Origin of the sequence: Pantoea sp. MBD-2R (genome assembly GCF_039134845.1) — a bacterium.
GTDB lineage: Bacteria > Pseudomonadota > Gammaproteobacteria > Enterobacterales > Enterobacteriaceae > Erwinia.
The window spans coordinates 804,784-826,936 of the sequence record NZ_CP152417.1; the positions used below are offsets into that span (position 1 = coordinate 804,784).

A 22,153-nucleotide genomic window follows, 5' to 3' on the forward strand; every position below is an offset into this window, starting at 1 on the left:
GGTGAACAGCTCAGGCATCGTCTTTAATATCCAGCGCTTTTCACTGCATGACGGACCGGGCGTACGCACGGTGGTGTTTCTGAAAGGTTGCCAGATGGCGTGTGCATGGTGTGCTAACCCGGAAAGCCTGTCGGGCCAGCCGGAAGTCTTATTTGACGGCCAGCGATGTCGCCACTCGCAATGCTGGCAGCGTTGTCCGGGCAAAGCGGCGCAGGGAAAATTTGTGAAGGCGGGCTATGCTGACTGGCCGGATGATGAGGATTGCCCGGCGGCGGCGATCCGTAATATTGGCAACCGGCTAAGCGTGGAGCAGGTCATGCAAACGGTCATTGCCGATGAACTCTATTACCGAACGTCTGGCGGCGGTATGACGCTCAGCGGCGGTGAAATCGCCCTTCAGCCCGTCTTTTCACGCTTGCTATTACAAACGGCCAGGCAGGAAGGGATCCATACCGCGGTGGAGACGTCCGGTTTTGCCTCATGGCCGCTGTTATGGCAGGCCTGTGAGGCCAGCCAGCTGGTATTGTTCGACCTGAAGCTGGCCGACGAGAAACGGCATCAGCGGTATACCGGCGTCAGTAATCGCAGCATTTTAAGCAATTTGCAAAAGATGCTTGATGAAGCAATCCCGCTGCGCATTCGCATCCCGGTGATCCCGGAAGTGAATGACAGTCTGGAAGAAGCGGAGAATATGATGGCGCTGATCGCCAGCATAACCCGCGGAAAGTCTGCTTTTCGCGGTATCGATCTGCTGCCCTATCACAACTTTGGCCTGCGGAAATATACTCTCTCTGGCAAAACCTGTGCTTATGAAGAGATGCATCCCGACCACGGCAAGCCGCAGGTAGAGCGTCTGGTCAACGCGGCGAATAAGTACGGTTTATCCACCGTGACTTTGTCGCACTGCATTGGCTGAAAAGGCAACAAAACCACATGGACGCGAGTCCGGCCTGGCGCCGGACTTTTTTATTTATGGGGGCTAAAACGCGACGGCAGCAGCATTAAAAGTCCGCAGGCTGACGGAAAGTCATGGGCGTTTGGTATTGCGGATGGGTGATGGTGAGCATCTCTGCATGCAGCTGAAGACGGGGTGCCATCGCTCTGGCTTCGTCGTGCGCGTAAAAATTGTCACCCAGAATAGGATGGCCCAGCGCCAGCATATGCACTCTTAACTGATGCGAACGGCCAGTAATCGGCTTGAGCAGAACCCGTGCGCTGTTATCAGCGGCATAGTCCAACACTTCATATTCCGTTTGTGCCGCTTTGCCGGTTTCAAAACAGACTTTCTGTTTTGGTCGCTGCGGCCAGTCGCAAATCAGAGGCAGGTCGATCAGGCCTTTATCTTTCTCAGGATGCCCCCAGACGCGCGCCACATAGGTTTTTTTCGGCTCGCGTTCACGGAACTGGCGTTTCAGTTCGCGCTCGGCGGCTTTGGTCAGCGCAACGATAATCACGCCGCTGGTGGCCATATCCAGCCGGTGCACCGATTCGGCGTCGGGGAAGTCACGCTGGATGCGGGTCATCACGCTGTCTTTATGTTCAGGCAGGCGGCCGGGTACGGACAGCAGTCCGCTGGGCTTGTTGACCACCATAATATATTCATCCTGATACAGAATATGTAGCCAGGGCTCTTGCGGAGGATTGTAGGGTTCCATCTTCATGCCTGTATCAGGGCGGCCTGCGCCGCCCTGAGGTTATTGACACAGTGCCGGTGCGAGGAACACGGGCCTTCCACAAAGGCGCAAAAAGCGGCGTCCATGCCAGCTCGACCTGGGCCTTCCATGGCCCAGGACGCTTTGTTCCAGGTCCGTGTTCCTCTCACTTTAAGTTTGTCAGCTGTCTGAGGGCGGCCTGCGCCGCCCTTTAGGTGTTACTGATGCGTCACAACAATCAGGCGCAGCGCGTCAAGGCGCCAGCCCGCGTCATTCAGCGCTTCCAGCACCTGCTCACGATTGCTTTCCAGCGCGTCAATTTCATCCTGACGAATGTTAGGATTGACCGCGCTTAAGGCTTCCAGACGCGACAGCTCAGCGCTGAGTTTTTCGTTCGCTTCCTGACGGGCAACGTCAATCAGCTTACGGGCTTCTTCCGCCGCCTGATCTTCCGCCAGCTTCAGGATTTCATGGACATCCTGCTGCACGGCGTTCACCAGCTTGCTGCCGGTATGGCGGTTTACGGCATTCAGCTGACGGTTAAAGCTTTCGAACTCCACTTTGCCCGCCAGGTTGGTGCCTTTACGGTCAACCAGCATGCGCACCGGCGTTGGCGGCAGGAAGCGGGTCAGCTGTAAGTGCTTCGGCGCCTGCGCTTCCACCACGTAGATCAGCTCAACCAGCAGCGTGCCGACCGGCAGCGCTTTGTTCTTCAGCAGAGAGAGCGCACAGCTTCCGGTATCGCCCGACAGGATCAGATCCAGGCCGTTGCGGATAATCGGGTGTTCCCAGGTAACGTACTGTGCGTCTTCACGCGACAGCGCCTGACCACGATCGAAGGTGATGGTGCAGCCATCTTCCGGCAGGCCAGGGAAATCCGGCACCAGCATATGGTCGCCAGGCGTCAGGACAATCAGGTTATCGCTGCGATCTTCCTGATTGATACCCACGATATCGAACAGGTTCAGCGCAAAATTAACCAGTTCTATATCGTTATCCTGTTCGCCGATTTTCTCTGCCAGCGCCTGGGCTTTTTCGCCGCCGTTGGAGTTCAGTTCCAGCAGGCGGTCGCGTCCCTGTTCCAGCTGGCTTTTCAGCTCGTCGTGCTGCTTACGGCATTCGTGGATAAACTCGTCCAGCCCTTCGGTATTTTCGGGCGAGGCCAGATAATCGACCAGTCGAGCGCTGACTTTATCGTAAACAGCGCGGCCGGTCGGGCAGGTGTGTTCGAAAGCGTCCAGCCCTTCGTGATACCAGCGTACCAGCACGGACTGCGCGGTTTTTTCCAGATAAGGCACGTGGATCTTAATATCATGTGCCTGGCCGATACGGTCGAGACGACCAATACGCTGTTCCAGCAAATCGGGGTTAGACGGCAGATCGAACATCACCATCTGGCTGGCGAACTGGAAGTTACGGCCTTCGGAACCGATCTCCGAGCAGAGCAGCACCTGAGCGCCATCTTCTTCAGAAGCAAACCAGGCCGAAGCGCGGTCACGCTCGATAATCGACAGTCCTTCGTGGAATACGGCGGCACGAATGCCTTCGCGCTCGCGCAGAACTTGTTCCAATTGCAGCGCAGTGGTCGCTTTGGCGCAAATTACCAGCACTTTATGATCGCGGTTGCTGGTCAAAAAGCCCATCAGCCATTCGACGCGCGGATCGAAGTTCCACCAGGTGCCGCTATCGCCTTCAAATTCCTGATAGATTTGCTCAGGGTAAAGCATGTCGCGCGCGCGCTCATCGGCCGCTTTACGCGCGCCCATAATGCCGGAAACTTTAATGGCGGTCTGATACTGCGTTGGCAGCGGCAGGCGAATCTGATGCAGCTCGCGTTTTGGGAAGCCCTTCACGCCGTTACGGGTGTTACGGAACAGCACGCGGCTGGTGCCGTGGCGATCCATCAGCATGCTGATCAGCTCCTGACGTGCTTCCAGCTTGCCTTCACGATCGCTGTTAGCAACCTGCAACAGCGGCTCGATATCCTGCTCGCCCATCAGATCGTTCAGCATATTCATCTGCTGCTGATCGATAGCCTTGTCGGCCAGCAGGCCGGAAACGGCGTCCGCAATGGGACGGAAGTGCTGCTGCTCTTCAACAAAGGCGTCAAAGTCGTGGAAGCGATCCGGATCGAGCAGGCGCAGACGGGCAAAGTGGCTCTCAAGACCCAGCTGTTCCGGCGTTGCGGTCAACAGCAGTACGCCCGGGATCTGCTCGGCCAGCTGTTCAATCACCTGATATTCACGGCTTGGCTGACCTTCTTCCCACGCCAGGTGGTGCGCTTCGTCGACGATCAGCAAATCCCATTCGGCTTCCGCCAGCATTTCCAGACGCTGCTTGTTACGGCGGACAAAATCGAGCGAGCAGATAACCAGCTGTTCGGTATCGAAAGCATTGTCGCTGTCCAGGCGCGCCTGCGCGTAGCGATCGTCATCGAACAGGGCGAAACGCAGGTTAAAGCGGCGCAGCATTTCAACCAGCCACTGGTGCTGAAGGGTTTCTGGCACCACGATCAGCACGCGTTCGGCGCGGCCTGCCAGCAGCTGCTGGTGGATAATCATCCCGGCTTCGATGGTTTTACCCAGACCGACTTCATCCGCCAGCAGCACGCGTGGTGCATGACGACGGCCCACATCATGAGCAATGTGCAGTTGATGAGGGATCAGACTGGTACGCATGCCGCGCAGGCCGCTGACCGCCAGGCGGTACTGTTCGCTCTGATATTTACGGGCACGAAAACGCAGGGCAAAGCGATCCATACGATCGAGCTGGCCGGCAAACAGGCGATCCTGCGGTTTGCTGAACACCAGCTTACTGTCAAGCATCACCTCGCGCATCAGCACGCCAGACTCGCCCGTATCCAGACGCGTACCAAGATAGGCGACCAGACCATTTTCAGTAATCACTTCAACAACTTCCAGCTGCCAGCCTTCGTGACTGGTGATGGTGTCGCCCGGGTTGAAGATCACACGAGTAATAGGAGAATCATTTCTGGCGTAAAGACGGTTTTCACCGGTGGCGGGGAAAAGCAGCGTCACCATGCGCGTGTCTACCGCGACGATGGTTCCCAATCCCAATTCGCTTTCCGTATCGCTGATCCAGCGTTGACCAAGTGTAAAAGGCATAGATATTCGGCTCGATTCTCGTAGAGGTTGTTTCAGGCAATAGCACTACCGCCCGGCACTCTGTGCCCGGCAAAATACAATTCAGATAGTCAGGAAGGGCGCTATGGTACTGGAAGGTGGCGCGTTCGTCACCTGTCAAAAAAGCCCCAACTGACCAGTTACCAGTGTAGCAAAGTCATCCTGCACAAAAGGAAGAATCCCCTCAGCGACTGGCTGTAGCTGGCGTGAGAGGTAATGTTCGTAGTCCAGTGGCGTGATGCGAACCTCCAGCGGTTCCGGGCCGGACGTTGCCATCACATAGCGAATTTTCCCGCCTTTCTGATATTGCAGAGGCCGTCCCAGCTTCTGATTTTGCTCATCGGCAATCCGCGCAGCCCGCACGTGAGGCGGTACGTTGCGCTGATATTCATCCAGCGGACGTCGCAGCCTTTTACTGTAGGTTAGCTGTTCGTCCAGCTCGCCATCCAGCAGCTGACGAACGGTTTCGCGAATATAATCCTGATAAGGCTGCTGTTTAAAAATTCTGAGGTAGAGTTCCTGCTGAAATTTTTTGGCCAGCGGCGTCCAGTCGGTTCGTACCGTTTCCAGCCCTTTAAACACCATGCGTTCCTGCTGGCCTTCGCGGATCAGTCCGGCATAGCGTTTTTTGCTGCCCTGTTCCGCGCCGCGAATGGTGGGCATTAAAAAGCGGCAGAAATGGGTTTCATACTCCAGTTCCAGCGCGCTGGTCAGGTTTAGCGTTTCCCGCAGATGCGTTTGCCACCAGGCATTCACTTTTTCCACCAGCTGCTGGCCAATGGCTGCCGCTGAAGCCTCATCATGTGGCGTTTTCAACCAGACAAAGGTGGAGTCCGTGTCGCCGTAAATCACGTCATAGCCTTCGGCCTCTACCAGTTCTTTGGTCTGGCGCATGATCTCATGGCCTCGCATCGTAATGGAGGAAGCCAGGCGCGGATCGAAAAAGCGACAGGCGCTGGTGCCCAGCACGCCGTACAGCGCATTCATAATGATTTTCAGCGCCTGAGAAAGCGGCTTGTTGCCCTGTTTTTTCGCCGCTTCACGGCCCTGCGAAATCTGACTGACAATTTCCGGCAGGCAATGCGTAGTCCGGGAAAAACGCGCGCCGCGAAAGCCGTTGACCGAGTCCGCCTCGTCAGGGTGGGCCAGGCCTTCGACCAGCCCGACAGGGTCGATCAGAAAGGTGCGAATAATCGAGGGATAAAGGCTTTTGTAATCCAGCACCAGCACCGAATCGTACAGTCCGGGCCGGGAATCCATCACGTAGCCGCCGGGGCTGGCTTCCGGCGCCACTTCGCCAATACCCGGCGCCACAAATCCGGCGCGGTGCATGCGAGGCAAATAAAGATGGCTGAAAGAGGCCACCGAGCCGCCGTGACGATCGACAGGTAAACCGTTGACGGTTGCGCGCTCAAGCAGAAACGGCATCAGATCGGTGTGCTGAAAAATGCGTGTTACCAGCTCGCAGTCTTTTAAATTGTAATGGGCGAGCGCGGGTTTGTTTTCGGCAAAGCGCTGGTCAATCTCCTGCATTCGGTCCCAGGGATTGTTAATGGCTTTGCCTTCGCCTAACAGCTCGCGCGAGACGGATTCGAGACTGAATGAGGCAAAATTCCAGAAAGCGGATTTGAGGGCGTCAATACCGTCAATAATTAACCGTCCGGTCGCCTGAGCAAAAAAGATCCCCGGCTTGAAGCCGTGCTCGCGCCACTCCAGCGTCTCATTAATACGCCCCAGCCGCAGCGGAATACCGTAGCGATCGGCATGCTTTTGCAACATGCGCAGGTCAAACTGCACCACGTTCCAGCCAATCAGCACGTCAGGGTCATGTTTCAAAAACCATGCATTGAGTTTTTCCAGCAGCTGCGGGCGGCTGGCGACGTATTCCAGATTGAAATCCAGCTTGCTGGCATCGCCATTCTCCGGCCCCAGCATATACACGTCACGCTGGCCGCAGCCTTCCAGACCAATGCAGTAGAGTTCGCCGTGGCGGGTGGTTTCAATATCCAGCGAGACCCATTTCAGCGGCGGACGGTAAGTCGGATTAGGTTTGAGGCGGGCGTCGACCAGGCTGTTACCGCGAGGCTGGCCGCTGAACCACACGGGAGCGGTAATAAACCGTTCCATCAGGAAACGTTCCGGCGGGCGGATATCCGCTTCATACACCATCACGCCATTTTCCCGCAGCAGCTTTTCCAGTTTTTGCAGCTGGCGATACTGTTTACAGTAAATAGCGGTGACCGGACGCTGCCGGAAGTCTTTCAGATTAAGCGGCACCAGCCGATAGTCGCGCTCATGCGTAAGGAGCGCTTCGGCCTGAGCAAGCTGCTGCTGAGGAAGAAAAGCCACCGACTCCTGCACGGGCAATACCACCCGCTGCGGGCCGGCATCGGTCGCCAGCCACAGAACAATCTCCGTCCCGGACGGCGTGTCCCGCCAGTGGCGGGTAAGCAGAAAGCCTGCGCGTGCGTCGTTCACCAGATGCCCTTATTGCTGTCACAATGAACAAGGATAACATGTTCATTTATACAGTGTCTCCCGCCTTATCCATGTCGTTATCGCTTGCGTCAGTATTCGCATACAAATCAGCGCTTGACGCCATTCAGCCAGCTCAGGACAATCCGGGATCCTGTTACAGAAAATGTGAAAAGTATGGAAGCCTGGCTACAACATCTTATTACGCAATCACTTGCCTGGTCGCTGCTGGCTGTTGGGCTGATTACCTTTTTCGAATCGCTGGCGCTGGTAGGGCTGCTGCTGCCCGGCACGGTGCTAATGGCGTCGTTTGGCGCGCTGATCGGCAGCGGCCAGATTGGGCTGTACCCGGCCTGGGCCGTGGGAACGGTCGGCTGCCTGCTTGGCGACTGGATCTCCTACGCTATCGGCTGGCAGTTTAAAGGACCGCTTCACCGCTGGTCGTTTATCAAAAAACATCAGGCGCTGATGGATAAAACAGAACATGCGCTGCATCAGCACAGCATGTTTACCATTATTGTCGGTCGCTTTGTTGGCCCGACGCGTCCGCTGATCCCGCTGGTCGCGGGCATGCTCGAACTGCCAGTGAAGAAGTTTATTCCGCCGAATATTATTGGCTGCATCTTTTGGCCGCCGCTTTATCTGCTGCCGGGTATTCTGGCTGGCGTGGCTATCGACGTGCCAAAAGAGGCCAACAGCGGCCTGTTTAAATGGTTGCTGTTAGCGGTTGCGCTGCTGGTCTGGCTGGGTGTCTGGCTCGGCTGGCGCTGGCTGCGGGCGAAAAAACAGAACGACTGGGCCACGCCTTATCTGCCCGTGTCCCGTTTGCGCTGGCTGGCACCGTTAATGATGCTGGCGGCCATCGCCAGTTTTATTGCTATTCAGTTCCATCCTATGATGCCAATTTTCCGCCATCTGCTGTGGCAAGTATTTATTGGACAGTGATGTGTCGGGGTCGGCCGTTTATCGCAGGCCGATCCCTAACACCGCCGCCTCACTGACCTCACCGTTCAGCAGTGCCTGTGTGCTGCCATCCCAGTAAATGCGACCATCGACAATCAGCACGCTGCGATCCGCGATGCGTGCCGCATCTTCCAGACTGTGCGAGACCATCAGCAAGGTAAGATTACGCTCCCGGCAGACTTCATCGACCAGCTGTAGCATTTCTTTGCGCAGGGCGGGATCTAATGCCGAGAAAGGCTCGTCCAGCAGCAAAAGCGGCTGCTGACGCACCAGACAGCGGGCGAGGGCGGCACGCTGGCGCTGGCCGCCAGAGAGTTCCGCAGGCAGCCGCTGCAAATATTCACTCAGCCCCACGCGCCCGGCAATAGACTGCAACTGTTGCTTTTGGCTGGCATCAAGCTTCATGCCCGGGTGCAGCCCCAGCGCGATATTTTGCGCCACGGTGAGGTGGGTAAAAAGATTGTTTTCCTGAAACAGCATCGAAACCGGGCGCTTTGCCGGAGCACTTTTGACGTGATCTTGACCTGCCAGCAGCAGGCCACCGCTGTCGGCGTGAAGAAAACCAGCGATCAGTGAGAGTAGCGTACTTTTCCCTGCGCCGCTTGGCCCAAGCACCGCGACCCGCTCGCCAGGCTGCATTTGTAAGGCAAAACGCATTGGCAGATGATGATAAAGATAGGTCAGATTAGTCAGCGTTAGCATGGCGTCCCGGCAGTTTTTCAATCAGGGTAAACAGCAAAAAACAGAGTAGCAGCAACAGCAGCGCGCTAACCGCACCGTCCGCGCTGCGATAGGCGCCAATTTGCTGATAAAGATAATAAGGCAGCGTGCGGAAATCATCATTGCCAAACAGCGCTACGACGCCAAAATCGCCAATCGACAGCACGCAGGCAAAGGCCAACGCCTGTGCCAGCGGTCGTTTCAGCGCGCGAATTTCAATCAGACGCACCCGGTTCCAGCCGCGAATATCCAGTGCTGTACACAGGCGATCGTAGCGTTCTGCAATGTCGCGCAGCGGATTTTCCAGCACTTTCATTGCGTAAGGGATGGCCATCAGCGCATTAGTAAAAATGACGATGCCGTCCGCCGACTGCGGTAGCCCGGTGGTTTCATTAAGCAGCAGGAAAAAACCGGTAGCTAATACAATGCCCGGCATCGCCAGGATCAGCATACCGCTCAGCTCCAGCATCTGGCCGGAAAAAGGCCGCTGCCGCAGACGCAGCTCGCGACTGCTCCACAGCAGCATAAAGGTCAGGATCACGCACAGCATGCCCGCACCCAGTGCAATCCGCAGCGAGGTAAACGTTGCCTGCCAGAGTGCAGGCTGTTGCAGCACCCTGGCCATTCCGCCGTTCAGGCCCTCGGCGATAACGGCCACCAGGGGAGGCAGTAGTAACAGCAGCGCCAGCGTTAGCAGCAGGCCGTCAGTGAGTTTTGCGGTCAGACTCTCCTCCGGGTTGCGCCAGCCACTGATATTGGCCGTTCCGGCAGGCAGCGCCTTACTGAGTCGCTGGCTAACCATCACCAGCGCCAGACAACAAACCATCTGGATCAGCGCCAGCAGCGCTGCCCGGCCGGGATCGTAATCAAAATTTAACGCCTGAAAAATAGCCAGTTCAATGGTGGTCGCTTTTGGCCCACCGCCCAACGACAGCACGGTTGCGAAACTGGCAAAGCACAGCATAAAGATCAGCGCGCCCGCGGGCAGGATCTGGCGGCGCAGCCACGGCCATTCCACAATCCGAAAATGGTTCCAGCCAGCCATCCCCAGCTGGGCAGCCAGCTGGCGCTGTTCGCCAGGAATTTGCTCAAGGGCCTGAAGCAGCAGTCGTGCGGCCAGCGGCAGATTAAAAAATACGTGCGCCAGTAAAATACCTTGCAGGCCGTAAGGCGTGAAGCTGTAGTTCAGCCCAAGCAGCGAACAAAGCTGCGCCAGCCAGCCGGTGCGGCCATATACGCTGAGGATGCCGAACACCGCTACCAGCACTGGCAGCACCAGCGTCATCGCGCAAAGGCGTAGCAGCATTTTTCGCCCCGGAAAGCGGCGGCGATATAAAGCCCGCGCCAGAGGAATAGCGGGCAGGACTGAAAGCGAGGCAGAGAGAAAAGCCTGCCAAAAAGAGAAGCGCAGCACGTGCCAGAGATAGTCATCCTGCCAGATGCTGTGCCAGTCGACGGCAGGCGCGCTGCGCCACAGGGCCGTTATTGCCAGCAGTGCAACAGCCACCAGCAGCGTGGCCGCCAGTGCACCCGGCACCAGCGGACCGGCGGTTAGCGGCTGACGGCGCGTTGCCATGCATTGATCCACTGGCTACGTTGGCTGGCGACTTCCTGTGGCGAATACTGAAGCGACACGGTCGGGATGGTCAGCGTCTCAAAGCCTGCGGGCAGCTTGCTCTGCACGACGGGGTACATCCAGTTCCCTTGCGGTATCGCGCTCTGGAAAGGCTTATCCAGCATAAATTGCATAAATTTCTGTGCCAGCTGCGGCTGCTTGCTGCCTTTCAGCTGCCCGGCGACTTCCACCTGCAAATAATGACCTTCGCTGAAGTTTGCCGCAGCGTACTGGGTTTTCTTCTCTTCAATCAGATGGTAAGCCGGAGAGGTGGTGTAGCTCAGCACCATATCGCCTTCCCCTTTCAGGAACAGGCCGTAAGCCTCGCTCCAGCCTTTGGTCACGGTGACGGTTTTCTTCGCCAGTTTTTGCCACGCGTCCGGCGCATTATCGCCAAAGACTTTTTGCATCCACAGCAGCAGGCCAAGCCCCGGCGTGCTGGTGCGTGGATCCTCATAAATCACCTTCAGTGGGCGATCGCTTTCCACCAGTTCCTTCAGGCTTTTGGGCGGATTTTGCAGCCGGGTTTTGTCATAGACAAAGGCGAACCAGCCATAGTCGTAAGGCACAAAGGTGCTGTTGCTCCAGCCACCCGGCACGGTGATTTTGTGAGTATCGACATGACTCGCGGCAAACAGCCCGGTTTTTTCGGCCGCATCCAGCAAGTTATTATCCAGCCCCAGCACCACGTCAGCCTTACTGTTTTTGCCTTCCATCCGCAGACGATTAAGCAGCGAGACGCCATCTTCCAGCGCAACATACTTCAGCTCGCAGCCGCAGCTGGCTTCAAAAGCTTTTTTAATTGCCGGGCCGGGGCCCCAGTCGGCAGAGAAAGAGTCGTAGGTATAAACCGTCAGCGTGGGTTTGGCGGCAAAGGCCGGGAGCGAACAGAGAACCATCAGAGGAAGAACTTTTTTTAACACTTTGCGTTCCTTGTAGAGGGAAGTGACGCATGATCTGAGCAGGCGAGTCATCTCAAATCCCTGGGCCGGTATTAGCCGGGTCAGGTTCGATGGGTTTTTCTCAGCGTAAACGGACTAACAACCCGTTATGCACCCCGTTGAGGTCGGCATAATCATAATGATTTCCGGCGGCTTGCGAAAGCATCACGATTCCGGCGGCGCGAACCAGGCGGATTTGAAGTCGAACCAGCCGAGCGTGTTCATCCGCACATTGCGCATGCTGCGTTCGCCTTTCAGCAACAGCCAGTGGTGAAACAGAGGATGGAGGCTGCCGCTGGTAATCAGCTTCCTGCTCCAGTCGGCCAGCGGTAGCTGCTGTTCACGCCAGCGCTGGGCGTCGCTTTCCCAGTCTACGGTCAGACAGTGGCGCATCAGCGGCATTTCATACAGCAGGGCAAACAGCGAAAATTCCAGCGGCAGCGTAAAGTTGGCGCTGCCCAGCCAGATATCGCTTTCTGCCTCGCCACGATACCAGGTTTCGTAATCGACCTGTCTGGCGATCAGTTCAACGCCTTTCTCAGCCAGCAGCGGCCGTAAGGCATTGGCGATGCCCTGATGTTCAATATGATCGCTATAGAAAGTCAGCGTTAGCGAAGTCAGGCCTTCCGGTTTTTCTACAGGCGTGATGTCATTGCGATGATGCCAACGCGGCAGCAGGCCCCACGCGGGAAACCAGTAGCGCTGATAGCCAACGCCGGACTGGTTCAGCAAGGCAATGGGATTAGCAATGGCGCTGACCCAGCGTCTGATATGCTCATTGCGTCCTGCCTCTGAACGCTGATCGAACAGCAAAAAATAGCAGCCTTCCTCCAGGCGGCTCTCTTCCGACTTTTCGGCCTCGCTGCGGCCTTCCAGCTTCACGCCTGAGTAGACCAGCTCCTCACTGATTTCTGGCAATACCCAGATATTGACCTCATCAATGAGCGCTCTGAAGCCAAAGTAATCATCAAAGGCCTGAATACGCAGCTGGCTTTGCTGATTATGCACCACCGCATAAGGCCCGGTACCAATTGGCTGGCGAGCGAAGTCGGGCAGGGAAGGCCACTCTTTCGGCAGGATCACGGTGCTGACGCTGCCCAGTAGCCAGGGAAGCCAGCTGTCAGGTTGATGCAGATGGATATCCAGCGTCCATGGGGTAGACGACGAAATATGCTGGAAATTGGCATACAGCGGCTGGGCTTTGAGCCTTTCCAGCGAGGCGATAACGTCCACCATCTCCATCTCACGACCGTGATGAAAATGGATCGCCGGACGTAAGAAAAAACGCCAGTGGCAGGGCGAAACCTGCTGCCAGTGATGGGCGATATCCGCTTCGATTTCCCCGTTTTCCTCATTTATCCGCGTCAGGCTGCTGAAGATTTGGCGGGCAAGGTGCGTTTCTGAGCGGCGCAACGGCGTAGCCGGATGCAGGTTGAGCAGTGAACGGTAGTAAAGAACGCGAAGGATATGCCGTCCCTGGCGGAAACTGCGGCCCAGATGCGAGATAAGCATCTGGCGGACGGCATTTTTATCGCCAACCAGCTGCACCAGCTGATCGATGCGATCCTGTTCCAGCAGGTCCTCCGCCCGCTGCTGCTGTAACGCGAGTCCGGTATAAAGAAAACTCAGCGTTGAGCGCTTACCGCGTCCCGCTTCTGCCTGCCACGCCAGCCAGCCTTCCTGCTGCATCGCATTCAGCAGATTACGCATATGGCGGCGTGAACAGCTAAGCTGCACGGCTAAATCGTTGAGCGTGGTTTCCTGTGTCTTGCCCTCACAGCATTGCCACAGCCGGATAAACTGCTGATGTAAACGCTTCGATGTCATAAAAGAGGAACTCTTGGCCAAAAGCTGTCAGTTTTTCTTGCCTTATATTAAGGCAATAATGAAAGCGGATGAAAGAGCGGGAGGCATTCTCTGAATGGCGCTCTGACATTTCATTTTTTTACGATCTGAGTATGGTGCTGTTTCACCAGCCAGCGGGCGTTTTGCCTGCTGGCTTTTTTCATTGCATGTTTTCTTCTATGCTTCGTTATTCCCTGCTGTCGCGATATTTTTCCTTGAAGGATCAGTTATGAAATCGCTTCTCACGCCCGGCCGTCGTATCAATCCTGTGTATCTCGCTTTTATGGCCGTCTCTTTTATGGTCGGGGTTGCGGGTGCGCTTCAGGCACCTACCTTAAGCCTGTTTCTGACTCGCGAAGTGCAAGTGCGTCCGTTTTGGGTTGGGCTGTTTTATACCGTTAACGCTATTGCCGGGATTGTGGTCAGCCTGCTGCTGGCCAAACGTTCGGATAACCGTGGTGACCGACGGATGCTGATCCTGTTTTGCTGTTTGATGGCGGTAGGCAACGCGCTGTTATTCGCTTTTAACCGTCATTACCTGACGCTGATTACCTTCGGCGTACTGCTTTCAGCGATCGCCAGCGTCTCGATGCCACAAATTTTCGCCCTGGCACGTGAATATGCCGACAGTTCGGCGCGAGAAGTGGTGATGTTCAGCTCGGTAATGCGTGCTCAGCTGTCGCTTGCCTGGGTTGTCGGCCCGCCGCTTTCCTTTGCGCTGGCGCTGAATTATGGCTTTACCACCATGTTTGCTATCGCCGCAGGCCTGTTTGTGGTTTGTATTGCACTGATTTGGTTTGCGCTGCCCTCTGTTCCACGGGTTGAGCAATCGCCTGAGGTATTAGTGACCCAGATAAGCGCCTGGAAAAACAAGGATGTGCGCCTGCTGTTTATCGCCTCGCTGCTAATGTGGACCTGCAATACCATGTATATCATTGATATGCCGCTTTATATCAGCAGCGTGTTGAGATTGCCGGACAAACTAGCCGGCCTGCTGATGGGCGTGGCGGCAGGATTGGAGATCCCGGCGATGCTGCTGGCGGGTCATTATGTGAAGCGCTTTGGTAAACGTAAAATGATGCTGTTTGCGGTGCTGTCCGGCGTGGTGTTTTATCTGGGGCTGGTGCTGTTTCATTCGCGGGCGGCCCTGATGGCGCTGCAAATTTTCAACGCCATTTTTATTGGGATTATCGCCGGGATCGGCATGCTCTATTTTCAGGATTTGATGCCAGGCAGGCCGGGCGCAGCAACAACGTTATTCACCAACAGCATTTCAACCGGCGTAATCCTTGCGGGCGTTTTGCAGGGCGCATTAGCCGAAAGCTTCGGCCATTATTCGGTTTACTGGGGCGCGCTGATTCTGTCGCTGGCGGCGCTGGCGATGTCGGTGAAAGTGAAGGATGTTTGAGTTTCTGAATTTTAAGAGGTAAAAAAACGTGCTGTACGCTGGTGCAGCACGCTTTGGGGAGGTTGTTTAAATCCGCTAGCGCAAAAACACGGGCTGCTGCTGCTCGTAAGCGGTGATATCCGCATCGTGCTGAAGCGTCAGGCCGATATTATCCAGCCCGTTAATCAGGCAGTGACGACGGAAGCTGTCGATGCTAAACGCATAACCTTTCTCACCGGCAATGACCTGCTGGTTTTCCAGATCAACGGTGAAGCTGATGCCTGGATCCGCGGCAACCCGCTGGAACAGCTCCTCGACTTCCTCTTCACTCAGCGTCACCAGCAGCAGCTGATTGTTGAAGGAGTTATTGGCAAAGATGTCTGCGAAATCGCTGCCGATAATCGCCTGAATGCCATAGTCGGTCAGCGCCCAGGGCGCATGTTCACGTGAAGAGCCGCAGCCAAAGTTTTCGCGGGTAAGCATAATGCTCGCGCCGCGAAACTCAGGTTTATTTAATACAAATTCCGGGTTAGGGATCTGGCCTTCCGCGTCAAGATAGCGCCAGTCGTAGAACAGATTGCGGCCAAAGCCGGTGCGCGTCACCATCTGCAAAAACTGTTTAGGAATGATGGCGTCGGTATCAACGTTAGCCGCATCCATCGGCACCACGATGCCGGTGTGTTGGGTGAATTTTTTAGCCATAACGATCCCTTAAGTCAGCTCGCGGATATCGGCAAAATGCCCTGCGACCGCCGCAGCGGCAGCCATTGCCGGGCTTAACAGATGCGTGCGCCCGCCGCGCCCCTGGCGACCTTCGAAGTTGCGGTTGCTGGTGGAAGCGCAGCGTTCTCCAGGGCTGAGGCGATCGTTGTTCATCGCCAGGCACATGGAGCAGCCAGGCAGGCGCCATTCAAAACCGGCATCCAGAAAAATTTTATCTAAACCCTCCGCTTCCGCCTGCGCTTTCACCGGACCGGAACCCGGTACGACATAGGCCTGAACGCCCGCCGCAATCTTATGGCCTTTCACCACCAAAGCCGCCGCGCGTAAATCTTCAATACGCGAGTTGGTGCAGGAACCGATAAAGACTTTGTCGATCTTCACATCGGTCAGTCGCGTTCCGGCTTTCAAGTCCATATAAGCTAACGCTTTTTCGGCCGAAGCACGTTCAATCGGATCGCTGAACGAGGCCGGATCGGGGATGCGTTCGTTAACGGCAATCACCTGGCCTGGATTGGTGCCCCAGGTTACCTGTGGTGCAATCTCTTCCGCCTTCAGCGTGACGACTTTATCGTACCGCGCACCAGTGTCGGATTTCAGCGTGCGCCAGTAAGTAACCGCCTGGTCCCAGGCGGCTTCCTTCGGCGCGAACTGTCGACCTTTAACGTAATTAAACGTGGTGTCGTCCGGCGCGACCAGGCCCGCTTTCGCGCCCAGTTCAATCGCCATATTGCACAGCGTCATACGGCCTTCCATACTCAGGGCTTCAACTGCCTGACCGCAAAACTCCACCACGTGACCGTTACCGCCGCCGCTACCGGTTTTACCAATAATTGCCAGCGCAATATCTTTAGCGGTAATCCCCGGCGCGGTCTGACCGATCACCTCAATCTTCATGGTTTTTGCACGAGACTGCTTCAGCGTCTGCGTTGCCAGCACGTGTTCAACTTCCGAGGTGCCGATACCAAACGCCAGTGCGCCAAAAGCGCCATGCGTGGAAGTGTGCGAGTCGCCGCAGACAATGGTCATGCCTGGCAGAGACATGCCCTGCTCGGGGCCAATCACATGCACGATGCCCTGAAAAGGATGCTTGAGGTCATACAGCCGTACGCCAAACTCTTCACAGTTTTTGATGAGCATTGACATCTGGATGCGTGCCATTTCGCCGCTGGCGTTGATGTCTCGCGTCTGAGTGGAGACGTTATGATCCATTGTCGCAAAGGTTTTTGACGGCTGGCGCACCGGGCGGCCATGCGCGCGCAGACCATCAAAGGCCTGCGCTGATGTCACTTCATGGACAAGATGCCTGTCGATGTACAACAGCGGCGTTTCACGGGGTGCTTCATAAACGACATGCGCGTCAAACAGCTTCTCGTATAATGTTTTCATAATCAGGCTTCGCGGATAAACCGGGCAATAATCGAACCCATTTCCTCGGTGCTGGTCGCTTTACCGTTGCCGGCTAAATCGCCGGTACGGTAATTTTCTGCCAGCGCGCGGCTGATGGCCTGCTCGATGGCATCGGCCGCGTCGGCCGCATCGAGGCTGTAGCGCAACAGCAGCGCCAGCGACAGGATTTGGGCAATGGGGTTAGCAATATTTTTACCGGCGATATCGGGTGCGGAGCCACCCGCAGGTTCAAACAGGCCAAAACCCTGCTCGTTCAGGCTGGCCGAGGGCAGCATGCCCATCGAACCGGTGATCATCGCGCACTCGTCGGAAAGAATATCGCCGAACAGGTTAGAGCAGAGCATGACGTCAAACTGGGAAGGTTCTTTGATCAGCTGCATAGTGGCGTTGTCGATATACATATGATGCAGCTCGACGTCCGGATAATCCTGCGCCACTTCGGTTACGATTTGCCGCCACAGAATAGAAGATTGCAGCACGTTGGCTTTATCGATGGAGGTCACTTTTTTGCGACGTTTGCGTGCGGATTCAAAAGCAATACGGGCAATGCGTTCGATTTCAAAGCGGTGATAAATTTCGGTGTCGAAGGCGCGTTCATGCTGGCCGCTGCCTTCGCGGCCTTTTGGCTGGCCGAAATAGATACCGCCAGTCAGCTCGCGGACGACCAAAATATCAAACCCTTTGGCGGCGATATCGCTACGCAGCGGGCAGAACGCGGTCAGCTCCTGATGCAGGCTGGCCGGACGCAGGTTGCTGAACAGGCGGAAATGTTTACGCAGCGGCAGCAGCGCGCCGCGCTCAGGCTGCTCAGCAGGGGGCAAATGTTCCCATTTCGGGCCGCCTACCGAACCGAACAGAATGGCATCGGCCTGTTCGCAACCGGCAATGGTCGCCTGAGGCAGCGGCTCGCCGTGGCGGTCAATGGCAATACCGCCGACGTCATATTCGCTGGTGGTGATGCGCATGGCAAAACGTTGACGCACCGCCTCCAGTACTTTGCTGGCCTGAGCCATCACTTCCGGGCCAATACCGTCGCCGGGCAAAACCGCAATATGATAGGTCCTTGACATAATTACACCGCTTCCTTTTGATCGTTAGCCTGAGATTTTCGTTGCAGTTCCTGCTCGACCTGACGTGCGCGCCAGATGTTGTTCAGCGCATTGATCATCGCTTTGGCTGAGGATTCAACGATATCCGTCGCCAGACCTACGCCATGGAACTTACGGCCGTTGTAATTCACCACGATATCTACCTGGCCCAGCGCATCTTTACCGTGCCCTTTGGCCGTCAGCTGATATTTCACCAGTTCTGCATCGAAGTCAGTAATACGGTTAATCGCCTGGTAAACGGCATCGACCGGACCATTGCCCGTCGCCGCTTCGGACTTCACTTCTTCACCGCAGCCCAGTTTCACCGACGCGGTTGCCATTACGCTGGAACCCGACTGCACGCTGAAGTAGTCCAGACGAAAATGCTCAGGTTCTTCGTTCTGCTTGTTGATAAACGCCAGGGCTTCCAGATCGTAGTCAAACACCTGGCCCTTCTTATCAGCCAGCTTCAGGAAGGCGTCGTACAGGCTGTCCAGGTTGTAGTCATTTTCTTTGTAGCCCATCTCGTCCATACGATGCTTCACGGCGGCACGGCCCGAGCGTGAGGTCAGGTTCAGCTGCACCTGATTCAGGCCGATAGATTCCGGGGTCATGATTTCGTAGTTTTCGCGGTTTTTCAGCACGCCGTCCTGATGAATACCAGAAGAGTGAGCAAAAGCGCCGGTACCGACCACGGCTTTGTTGGCGGGGATCGGCATATTACAAATCTGGCTGATCAGCTGGCTGGTGCGGTAAATTTCGTGATGATTGATGCTGGTCTGCACGTTCATGATCTGGCTACGGGTTTTGATCGCCATGATCACCTCTTCCAGCGCGCAGTTACCGGCGCGTTCGCCCAGACCGTTGATGGTGCCTTCAACCTGGCGAGCACCCGCCTGGACCGCAGCAATCGCGTTGCCGACAGCCATGCCTAAATCATCATGGGTATGGACGGACAAAATCGCTTTATCAATATTTGGGACGCGATTGCGCAACTGGGTAAAGATGTTGCTGTATTCATTTGGCAGGGTGTAGCCGACTGTGTCAGGAATGTTAATGGTGGTCGCACCCGCGTTAATAGCGGCTTCAACAACACGGCACAGATCGTCGATTGGCGTACGTCCACCATCCTCACAAGAGAACTCAACGTCGTCGGTGTAGTTACGAGCGCGTTTCACCATGGTCACGGCGCGCTCAATCACGTCCGGCAGCGTGCTGCGCAGCTTGGTGGCGATATGCATCGGTGACGTCGCCAGGAAGGTATGGATTCGGTAGGCTTCTGCCACACGCAGCGCTTCGTAAGCGGCATCAATATCTTTTTCAACGCAGCGGGCCAGGGCGCAAACACGACTGTTTTTTATCTGGCGGGCGATGGTCTGTACCGACTCAAAATCACCAGGTGAGGAGATAGGGAAACCGACTTCCATCACGTCAACGCCCATCCGCTCCAGCGCCAGCGCGATTTGCAGTTTCTCTTTCACACTCAGGCTGGCCTGTAATGCCTGTTCACCATCACGCAGAGTGGTATCGAAAATAATAACTTGTTGGCTCATGAAGTAATTCCTTGTCGTGTTTGCGTCGCCATTTGCTGCGAGCATAAAAAAACCCGCGCATTTGCGCGGGTTCTTTAGTTTGTAAGCCTGAATCAGTGATTCATTCCGCCCACAAGTCTACCGCGCAGTAAAATGCGTTTAGTAGTAGACCTGGTAGGAGGAGAGTACGAATCATTGAATCAGACCTCATAAATTTGCTGTTCCTTTATTGATACTTGAAAAAAGGGGGCGATGTCAACCCGGATAACAAGGTTATAAACGGCAAATCAATTTTGTTTAGGGGAAAATATTCTGAGGCTGAACGGCCTGACAGAAGAAAAAGGAAGGATGATTGCACTGAAAAAAGCGGGCGTGGGGAAATGTCGTTTTTTTTCACAGGTAATTCTTATGCAACTTGCTGTTTATAATGGTTTTTAAAAGGTTTTTCTTATGGCTTCCCCTCACTGATAATACCGGTGTGTTTAGTTTATTGTTTCAGATAAATATTCGCTATTAGCAGATAAAACTAAAATAGCCCGGATGTTTGAACAGGTACGCTTTAATAAAGCCTGTTCTGATTTTAATAATGAAACGATCACACTGAAAATGAATCTTCCGGCAGTATAAACCGCTTTTCTCAAGGCAATCAGTCAGTGTAATTGTCGATAACTCGGCTAAATGTGCAGTGGCTTGGCTTACCTGTACTTTCTCAGCCGTTCATCAGGCCGTTTGCCTGCCACGTTTTCTGCGGTTATGGTAATCCATTAACTCAAAGCAAAAATAATATGGGCTATGCCCTGTACCTGAATGCTGGAAATATTTTCCAGATGTAAATAAAAACGGGTTTTGAACTTATATGAGCGCAGACCGTTCCGTGGCGATATTTTTTTGCCGCGCGCTTAGATAAATCAGCACCTTAAAGCCTGGAGGCGAAAATGGAGATGTTGTCAGGAGCCGAGATGGTGGTCCGATCGTTAATCGATCAGGGCGTAAAACATGTGTTTGGCTACCCCGGCGGGGCTGTTCTGGACATTTATGACGCTTTGCAAACCGTTGGCGGTATCGATCACGTGCTGGTGCGCCATGAGCAGGGCGCCGTCCATATGGCAGATGGTTATGCCCGCGCTACCGGTGAAACAGGCGTCGTACTGGTCACTTCAGGTCCAGGCGCGACGAATGCGATTACCGGTATCGCGACTGCCTATATGGATTCCATTCCTATGGTGGTGCTCTCCGGGCAGGTGCCTTCGTCACTGATTGGCTACGATGCTTTTCAGGAATGCGATATGGTCGGCATTTCCCGTCCCATTGTGAAACACAGCTTTATGGTTCGGCAGGTGGAAGAGATCCCAACGGTAATGAAAAAAGCCTTCTGGCTGGCCGCCAGCGGTCGCCCGGGGCCGGTTGTGATCGATTTACCGAAAGACATGATGAATCCGGCTAACAAGCTGCCGTATATATGGCCGGAATCGGTCAGTATGCGTTCTTACAATCCGACGACTCAAGGCCACAAAGGTCAAATCAAGCGTGCGCTGCAAACCTTATTAGCTGCCAAAAAACCGGTGATTTACGCGGGTGGCGGCGTCATTAATGCGGCTTGTGATGATGAACTGCGCGAGATAGCGGAAAAGCTCAACGTACCTGTTACCTGTTCGCTGATGGGACTGGGGGCTTTCCCAGGTACGCATCGTCAGAGCGTGGGTATGCTCGGTATGCATGGCACGTATGAAGCCAACATGACCATGCACAACGCGGATGTGATTTTTGCCGTCGGCGTGCGATTTGATGACCGGACAACCAACAATCTGGCCAGGTATTGTCCTGACGCTACCATCTTGCATATTGATATCGATCCTGCGTCGATCTCCAAAACCGTGTCGGCAGATGTTCCGATCGTCGGCGATGCGAAATATGTTCTGAGCCAGATGCTGGAGCTGTTGACGCAGGGTGAAAACCCGCAGGATTTCGACAGCCTGCGTGACTGGTGGCAGAGCATTGAACAGTGGCGAGGCCGTCAGTGCCTCGAGTTCGATCGCCACAGTGAAAAAATTAAACCGCAGGCGGTGATTGAAACGATTTGGCGCCTGACGAACGGTGACGCCTATGTGACATCTGATGTTGGTCAGCACCAGATGTTCGCCGCGCTCTATTATCCTTTCGACAAGCCACGACGCTGGATCAATTCCGGTGGTCTGGGCACGATGGGCTTTGGTCTGCCTGCGGCGCTGGGTGTGAAGCTGGCGTTGCCGCAAGAAACGGTGGTCTGCGTGACCGGTGACGGAAGTATCCAGATGAATATTCAGGAACTTTCTACCGCCCTGCAATATGGTTTGCCGGTGTTGGTATTAAGCCTGAATAACCGCTATCTCGGCATGGTAAAACAGTGGCAGGACATGATCTACTCCGGTCGCCATTCGCAATCCTATATGGAGTCCTTGCCCGATTTCCTGAAGCTGGCTGAAGCCTATGGCCACGTCGGTATCGGCATCAATCATCCTCATGAGCTTGAATCAAAGCTCACCGAGGCGCTGGAAGAATTGAGTAAGGGCCGTCTGGTGTTTGTCGATGTCAACGTAGACAGTACCGAGCATGTATACCCAATGCAGATTCGCGGCGGCGGGATGGACGAGATGTGGTTGAGCAAAACGGAGAGGACTTAATT

The 22,153-nt window shown here is 55.2% G+C and carries 15 protein-coding genes and 1 riboswitch; of the genes, 4 read left to right on the forward strand and 11 right to left on the reverse strand.

What is annotated here, in order from left to right:
- The first annotated feature begins 1 nt into the window (after window position 1).
- Entirely contained in the window at window positions 2-916 is a 915-nt protein-coding gene (locus AAGQ96_RS03655) for a glycyl-radical enzyme activating protein (protein ID WP_168199588.1), read from the forward strand.
- Between the two features lie 85 nt (window positions 917-1,001).
- On the opposite strand, the gene rluA is transcribed toward AAGQ96_RS03655, so the two are convergent.
- The 3 genes from rluA to polB form a co-directional block, all read right to left on the reverse strand.
- Complete coding sequence (gene rluA, locus AAGQ96_RS03660; protein ID WP_147200515.1) at window positions 1,002-1,661, reverse strand: bifunctional tRNA pseudouridine(32) synthase/23S rRNA pseudouridine(746) synthase RluA; 660 nt, start codon at window positions 1,659-1,661, stop codon at window positions 1,002-1,004.
- A 209-nt stretch (window positions 1,662-1,870) separates the two neighbouring features.
- The gene (rapA, locus tag AAGQ96_RS03665) at window positions 1,871-4,777 is read right to left on the reverse strand and encodes an RNA polymerase-associated protein RapA (RefSeq protein ID WP_147195157.1); all 2,907 of its coding nucleotides are present in this window, start codon (window positions 4,775-4,777) and stop codon (window positions 1,871-1,873) included.
- 135 nt (window positions 4,778-4,912) lie between these two features.
- Window positions 4,913-7,273, reverse strand: a complete 2,361-nt coding sequence (polB, locus tag AAGQ96_RS03670; protein WP_342754875.1) for a DNA polymerase II — start codon at window positions 7,271-7,273, stop codon at window positions 4,913-4,915.
- 174 nt (window positions 7,274-7,447) lie between these two features.
- On the opposite strand from polB, the gene AAGQ96_RS03675 reads away from it, so the two are divergent.
- Window positions 7,448-8,215 (forward strand): DedA family protein, encoded by a 768-nt coding sequence (locus AAGQ96_RS03675; protein ID WP_342754876.1) that lies wholly within the window; start codon window positions 7,448-7,450, stop codon window positions 8,213-8,215.
- 18 nt (window positions 8,216-8,233) lie between these two features.
- Here AAGQ96_RS03675 and thiQ read toward each other — a convergent pair whose 3' ends face one another.
- The 4 genes from thiQ to sgrR form a co-directional block, all read right to left on the reverse strand.
- Window positions 8,234-8,935, reverse strand: a complete 702-nt coding sequence (thiQ, locus tag AAGQ96_RS03680; RefSeq protein ID WP_342754877.1) for a thiamine ABC transporter ATP-binding protein ThiQ — start codon at window positions 8,933-8,935, stop codon at window positions 8,234-8,236.
- Entirely contained in the window at window positions 8,919-10,529 is a 1,611-nt protein-coding gene (gene thiP, locus AAGQ96_RS03685; RefSeq protein ID WP_342754878.1) for a thiamine/thiamine pyrophosphate ABC transporter permease ThiP, read from the reverse strand. The genes thiQ and thiP overlap by 17 nt, the downstream gene beginning before the upstream one ends.
- Window positions 10,505-11,491: a thiamine ABC transporter substrate binding subunit gene (gene thiB / locus AAGQ96_RS03690; protein WP_147195167.1), complete on the reverse strand. Its 987-nt coding sequence runs from the start codon at window positions 11,489-11,491 to the stop codon at window positions 10,505-10,507. The genes thiP and thiB overlap by 25 nt, the downstream gene beginning before the upstream one ends.
- 39 nt (window positions 11,492-11,530) lie before the next feature.
- Window positions 11,531-11,638: riboswitch (TPP riboswitch) on the reverse strand.
- A gap of 36 nt (window positions 11,639-11,674) precedes the next feature.
- Complete coding sequence (gene sgrR, locus AAGQ96_RS03695) at window positions 11,675-13,336, reverse strand: HTH-type transcriptional regulator SgrR (protein WP_342754879.1); 1,662 nt, start codon at window positions 13,334-13,336, stop codon at window positions 11,675-11,677.
- A 247-nt stretch (window positions 13,337-13,583) separates the two neighbouring features.
- Here sgrR and AAGQ96_RS03700 point away from each other — a divergent pair, with 247 nt between their 5' ends.
- Entirely contained in the window at window positions 13,584-14,762 is a 1,179-nt protein-coding gene (locus AAGQ96_RS03700) for a sugar efflux transporter (protein WP_342754880.1), read from the forward strand.
- Window positions 14,763-14,837: 75 nt separating this feature from the next.
- Here AAGQ96_RS03700 and leuD read toward each other — a convergent pair whose 3' ends face one another.
- From leuD to leuA, 4 genes are read right to left on the reverse strand one after another with little or no spacing between them, the layout of a single operon-like run.
- Window positions 14,838-15,443 (reverse strand): 3-isopropylmalate dehydratase small subunit, encoded by a 606-nt coding sequence (gene leuD, locus AAGQ96_RS03705; RefSeq protein ID WP_147195173.1) that lies wholly within the window; start codon window positions 15,441-15,443, stop codon window positions 14,838-14,840.
- A 9-nt stretch (window positions 15,444-15,452) separates the two neighbouring features.
- Window positions 15,453-16,850, reverse strand: coding sequence for a 3-isopropylmalate dehydratase large subunit (gene leuC, locus AAGQ96_RS03710; RefSeq protein ID WP_342754881.1), 1,398 nt, complete (start codon window positions 16,848-16,850; stop codon window positions 15,453-15,455).
- 2 nt (window positions 16,851-16,852) lie between these two features.
- Window positions 16,853-17,941: a 3-isopropylmalate dehydrogenase gene (gene leuB, locus AAGQ96_RS03715; protein ID WP_147195177.1), complete on the reverse strand. Its 1,089-nt coding sequence runs from the start codon at window positions 17,939-17,941 to the stop codon at window positions 16,853-16,855.
- A 2-nt stretch (window positions 17,942-17,943) separates the two neighbouring features.
- On the reverse strand, window positions 17,944-19,512 hold the full coding sequence (gene leuA / locus AAGQ96_RS03720) for a 2-isopropylmalate synthase (RefSeq protein ID WP_342754882.1): 1,569 nt from the start codon (window positions 19,510-19,512) through the stop codon (window positions 17,944-17,946).
- 914 nt (window positions 19,513-20,426) lie between these two features.
- Here leuA and ilvI point away from each other — a divergent pair.
- Window positions 20,427-22,151, forward strand: a complete 1,725-nt coding sequence (ilvI, locus tag AAGQ96_RS03725; protein WP_342754883.1) for an acetolactate synthase 3 large subunit — start codon at window positions 20,427-20,429, stop codon at window positions 22,149-22,151.
- The last annotated feature ends 2 nt before the right edge of the window (window positions 22,152-22,153 follow it).

What these genes read in the sequence shown, in the direction of transcription:
- rluA (WP_147200515.1), bottom strand. Translation starts at nt 1,661, where the DNA reads ATGAAGATGGAACCCTACAATCCTCCGCAAGAGCCCTGGCTACATATT.
- rapA (WP_147195157.1), bottom strand. Translation starts at nt 4,777, where the DNA reads ATGCCTTTTACACTTGGTCAACGCTGGATCAGCGATACGGAAAGCGAA.
- AAGQ96_RS03675 (WP_342754876.1), top strand. Translation starts at nt 7,448, where the DNA reads ATGGAAGCCTGGCTACAACATCTTATTACGCAATCACTTGCCTGGTCG.
- thiQ (WP_342754877.1), bottom strand. Translation starts at nt 8,935, where the DNA reads ATGCTAACGCTGACTAATCTGACCTATCTTTATCATCATCTGCCAATG.
- thiP (WP_342754878.1), bottom strand. Translation starts at nt 10,529, where the DNA reads ATGGCAACGCGCCGTCAGCCGCTAACCGCCGGTCCGCTGGTGCCGGGT.
- sgrR (WP_342754879.1), bottom strand. Translation starts at nt 13,336, where the DNA reads ATGACATCGAAGCGTTTACATCAGCAGTTTATCCGGCTGTGGCAATGC.
- AAGQ96_RS03700 (WP_342754880.1), top strand. Translation starts at nt 13,584, where the DNA reads ATGAAATCGCTTCTCACGCCCGGCCGTCGTATCAATCCTGTGTATCTC.
- leuD (WP_147195173.1), bottom strand. Translation starts at nt 15,443, where the DNA reads ATGGCTAAAAAATTCACCCAACACACCGGCATCGTGGTGCCGATGGAT.
- leuC (WP_342754881.1), bottom strand. Translation starts at nt 16,850, where the DNA reads ATGAAAACATTATACGAGAAGCTGTTTGACGCGCATGTCGTTTATGAA.
- leuB (WP_147195177.1), bottom strand. Translation starts at nt 17,941, where the DNA reads ATGTCAAGGACCTATCATATTGCGGTTTTGCCCGGCGACGGTATTGGC.
- leuA (WP_342754882.1), bottom strand. Translation starts at nt 19,512, where the DNA reads ATGAGCCAACAAGTTATTATTTTCGATACCACTCTGCGTGATGGTGAA.
- ilvI (WP_342754883.1), top strand. Translation starts at nt 20,427, where the DNA reads ATGGAGATGTTGTCAGGAGCCGAGATGGTGGTCCGATCGTTAATCGAT.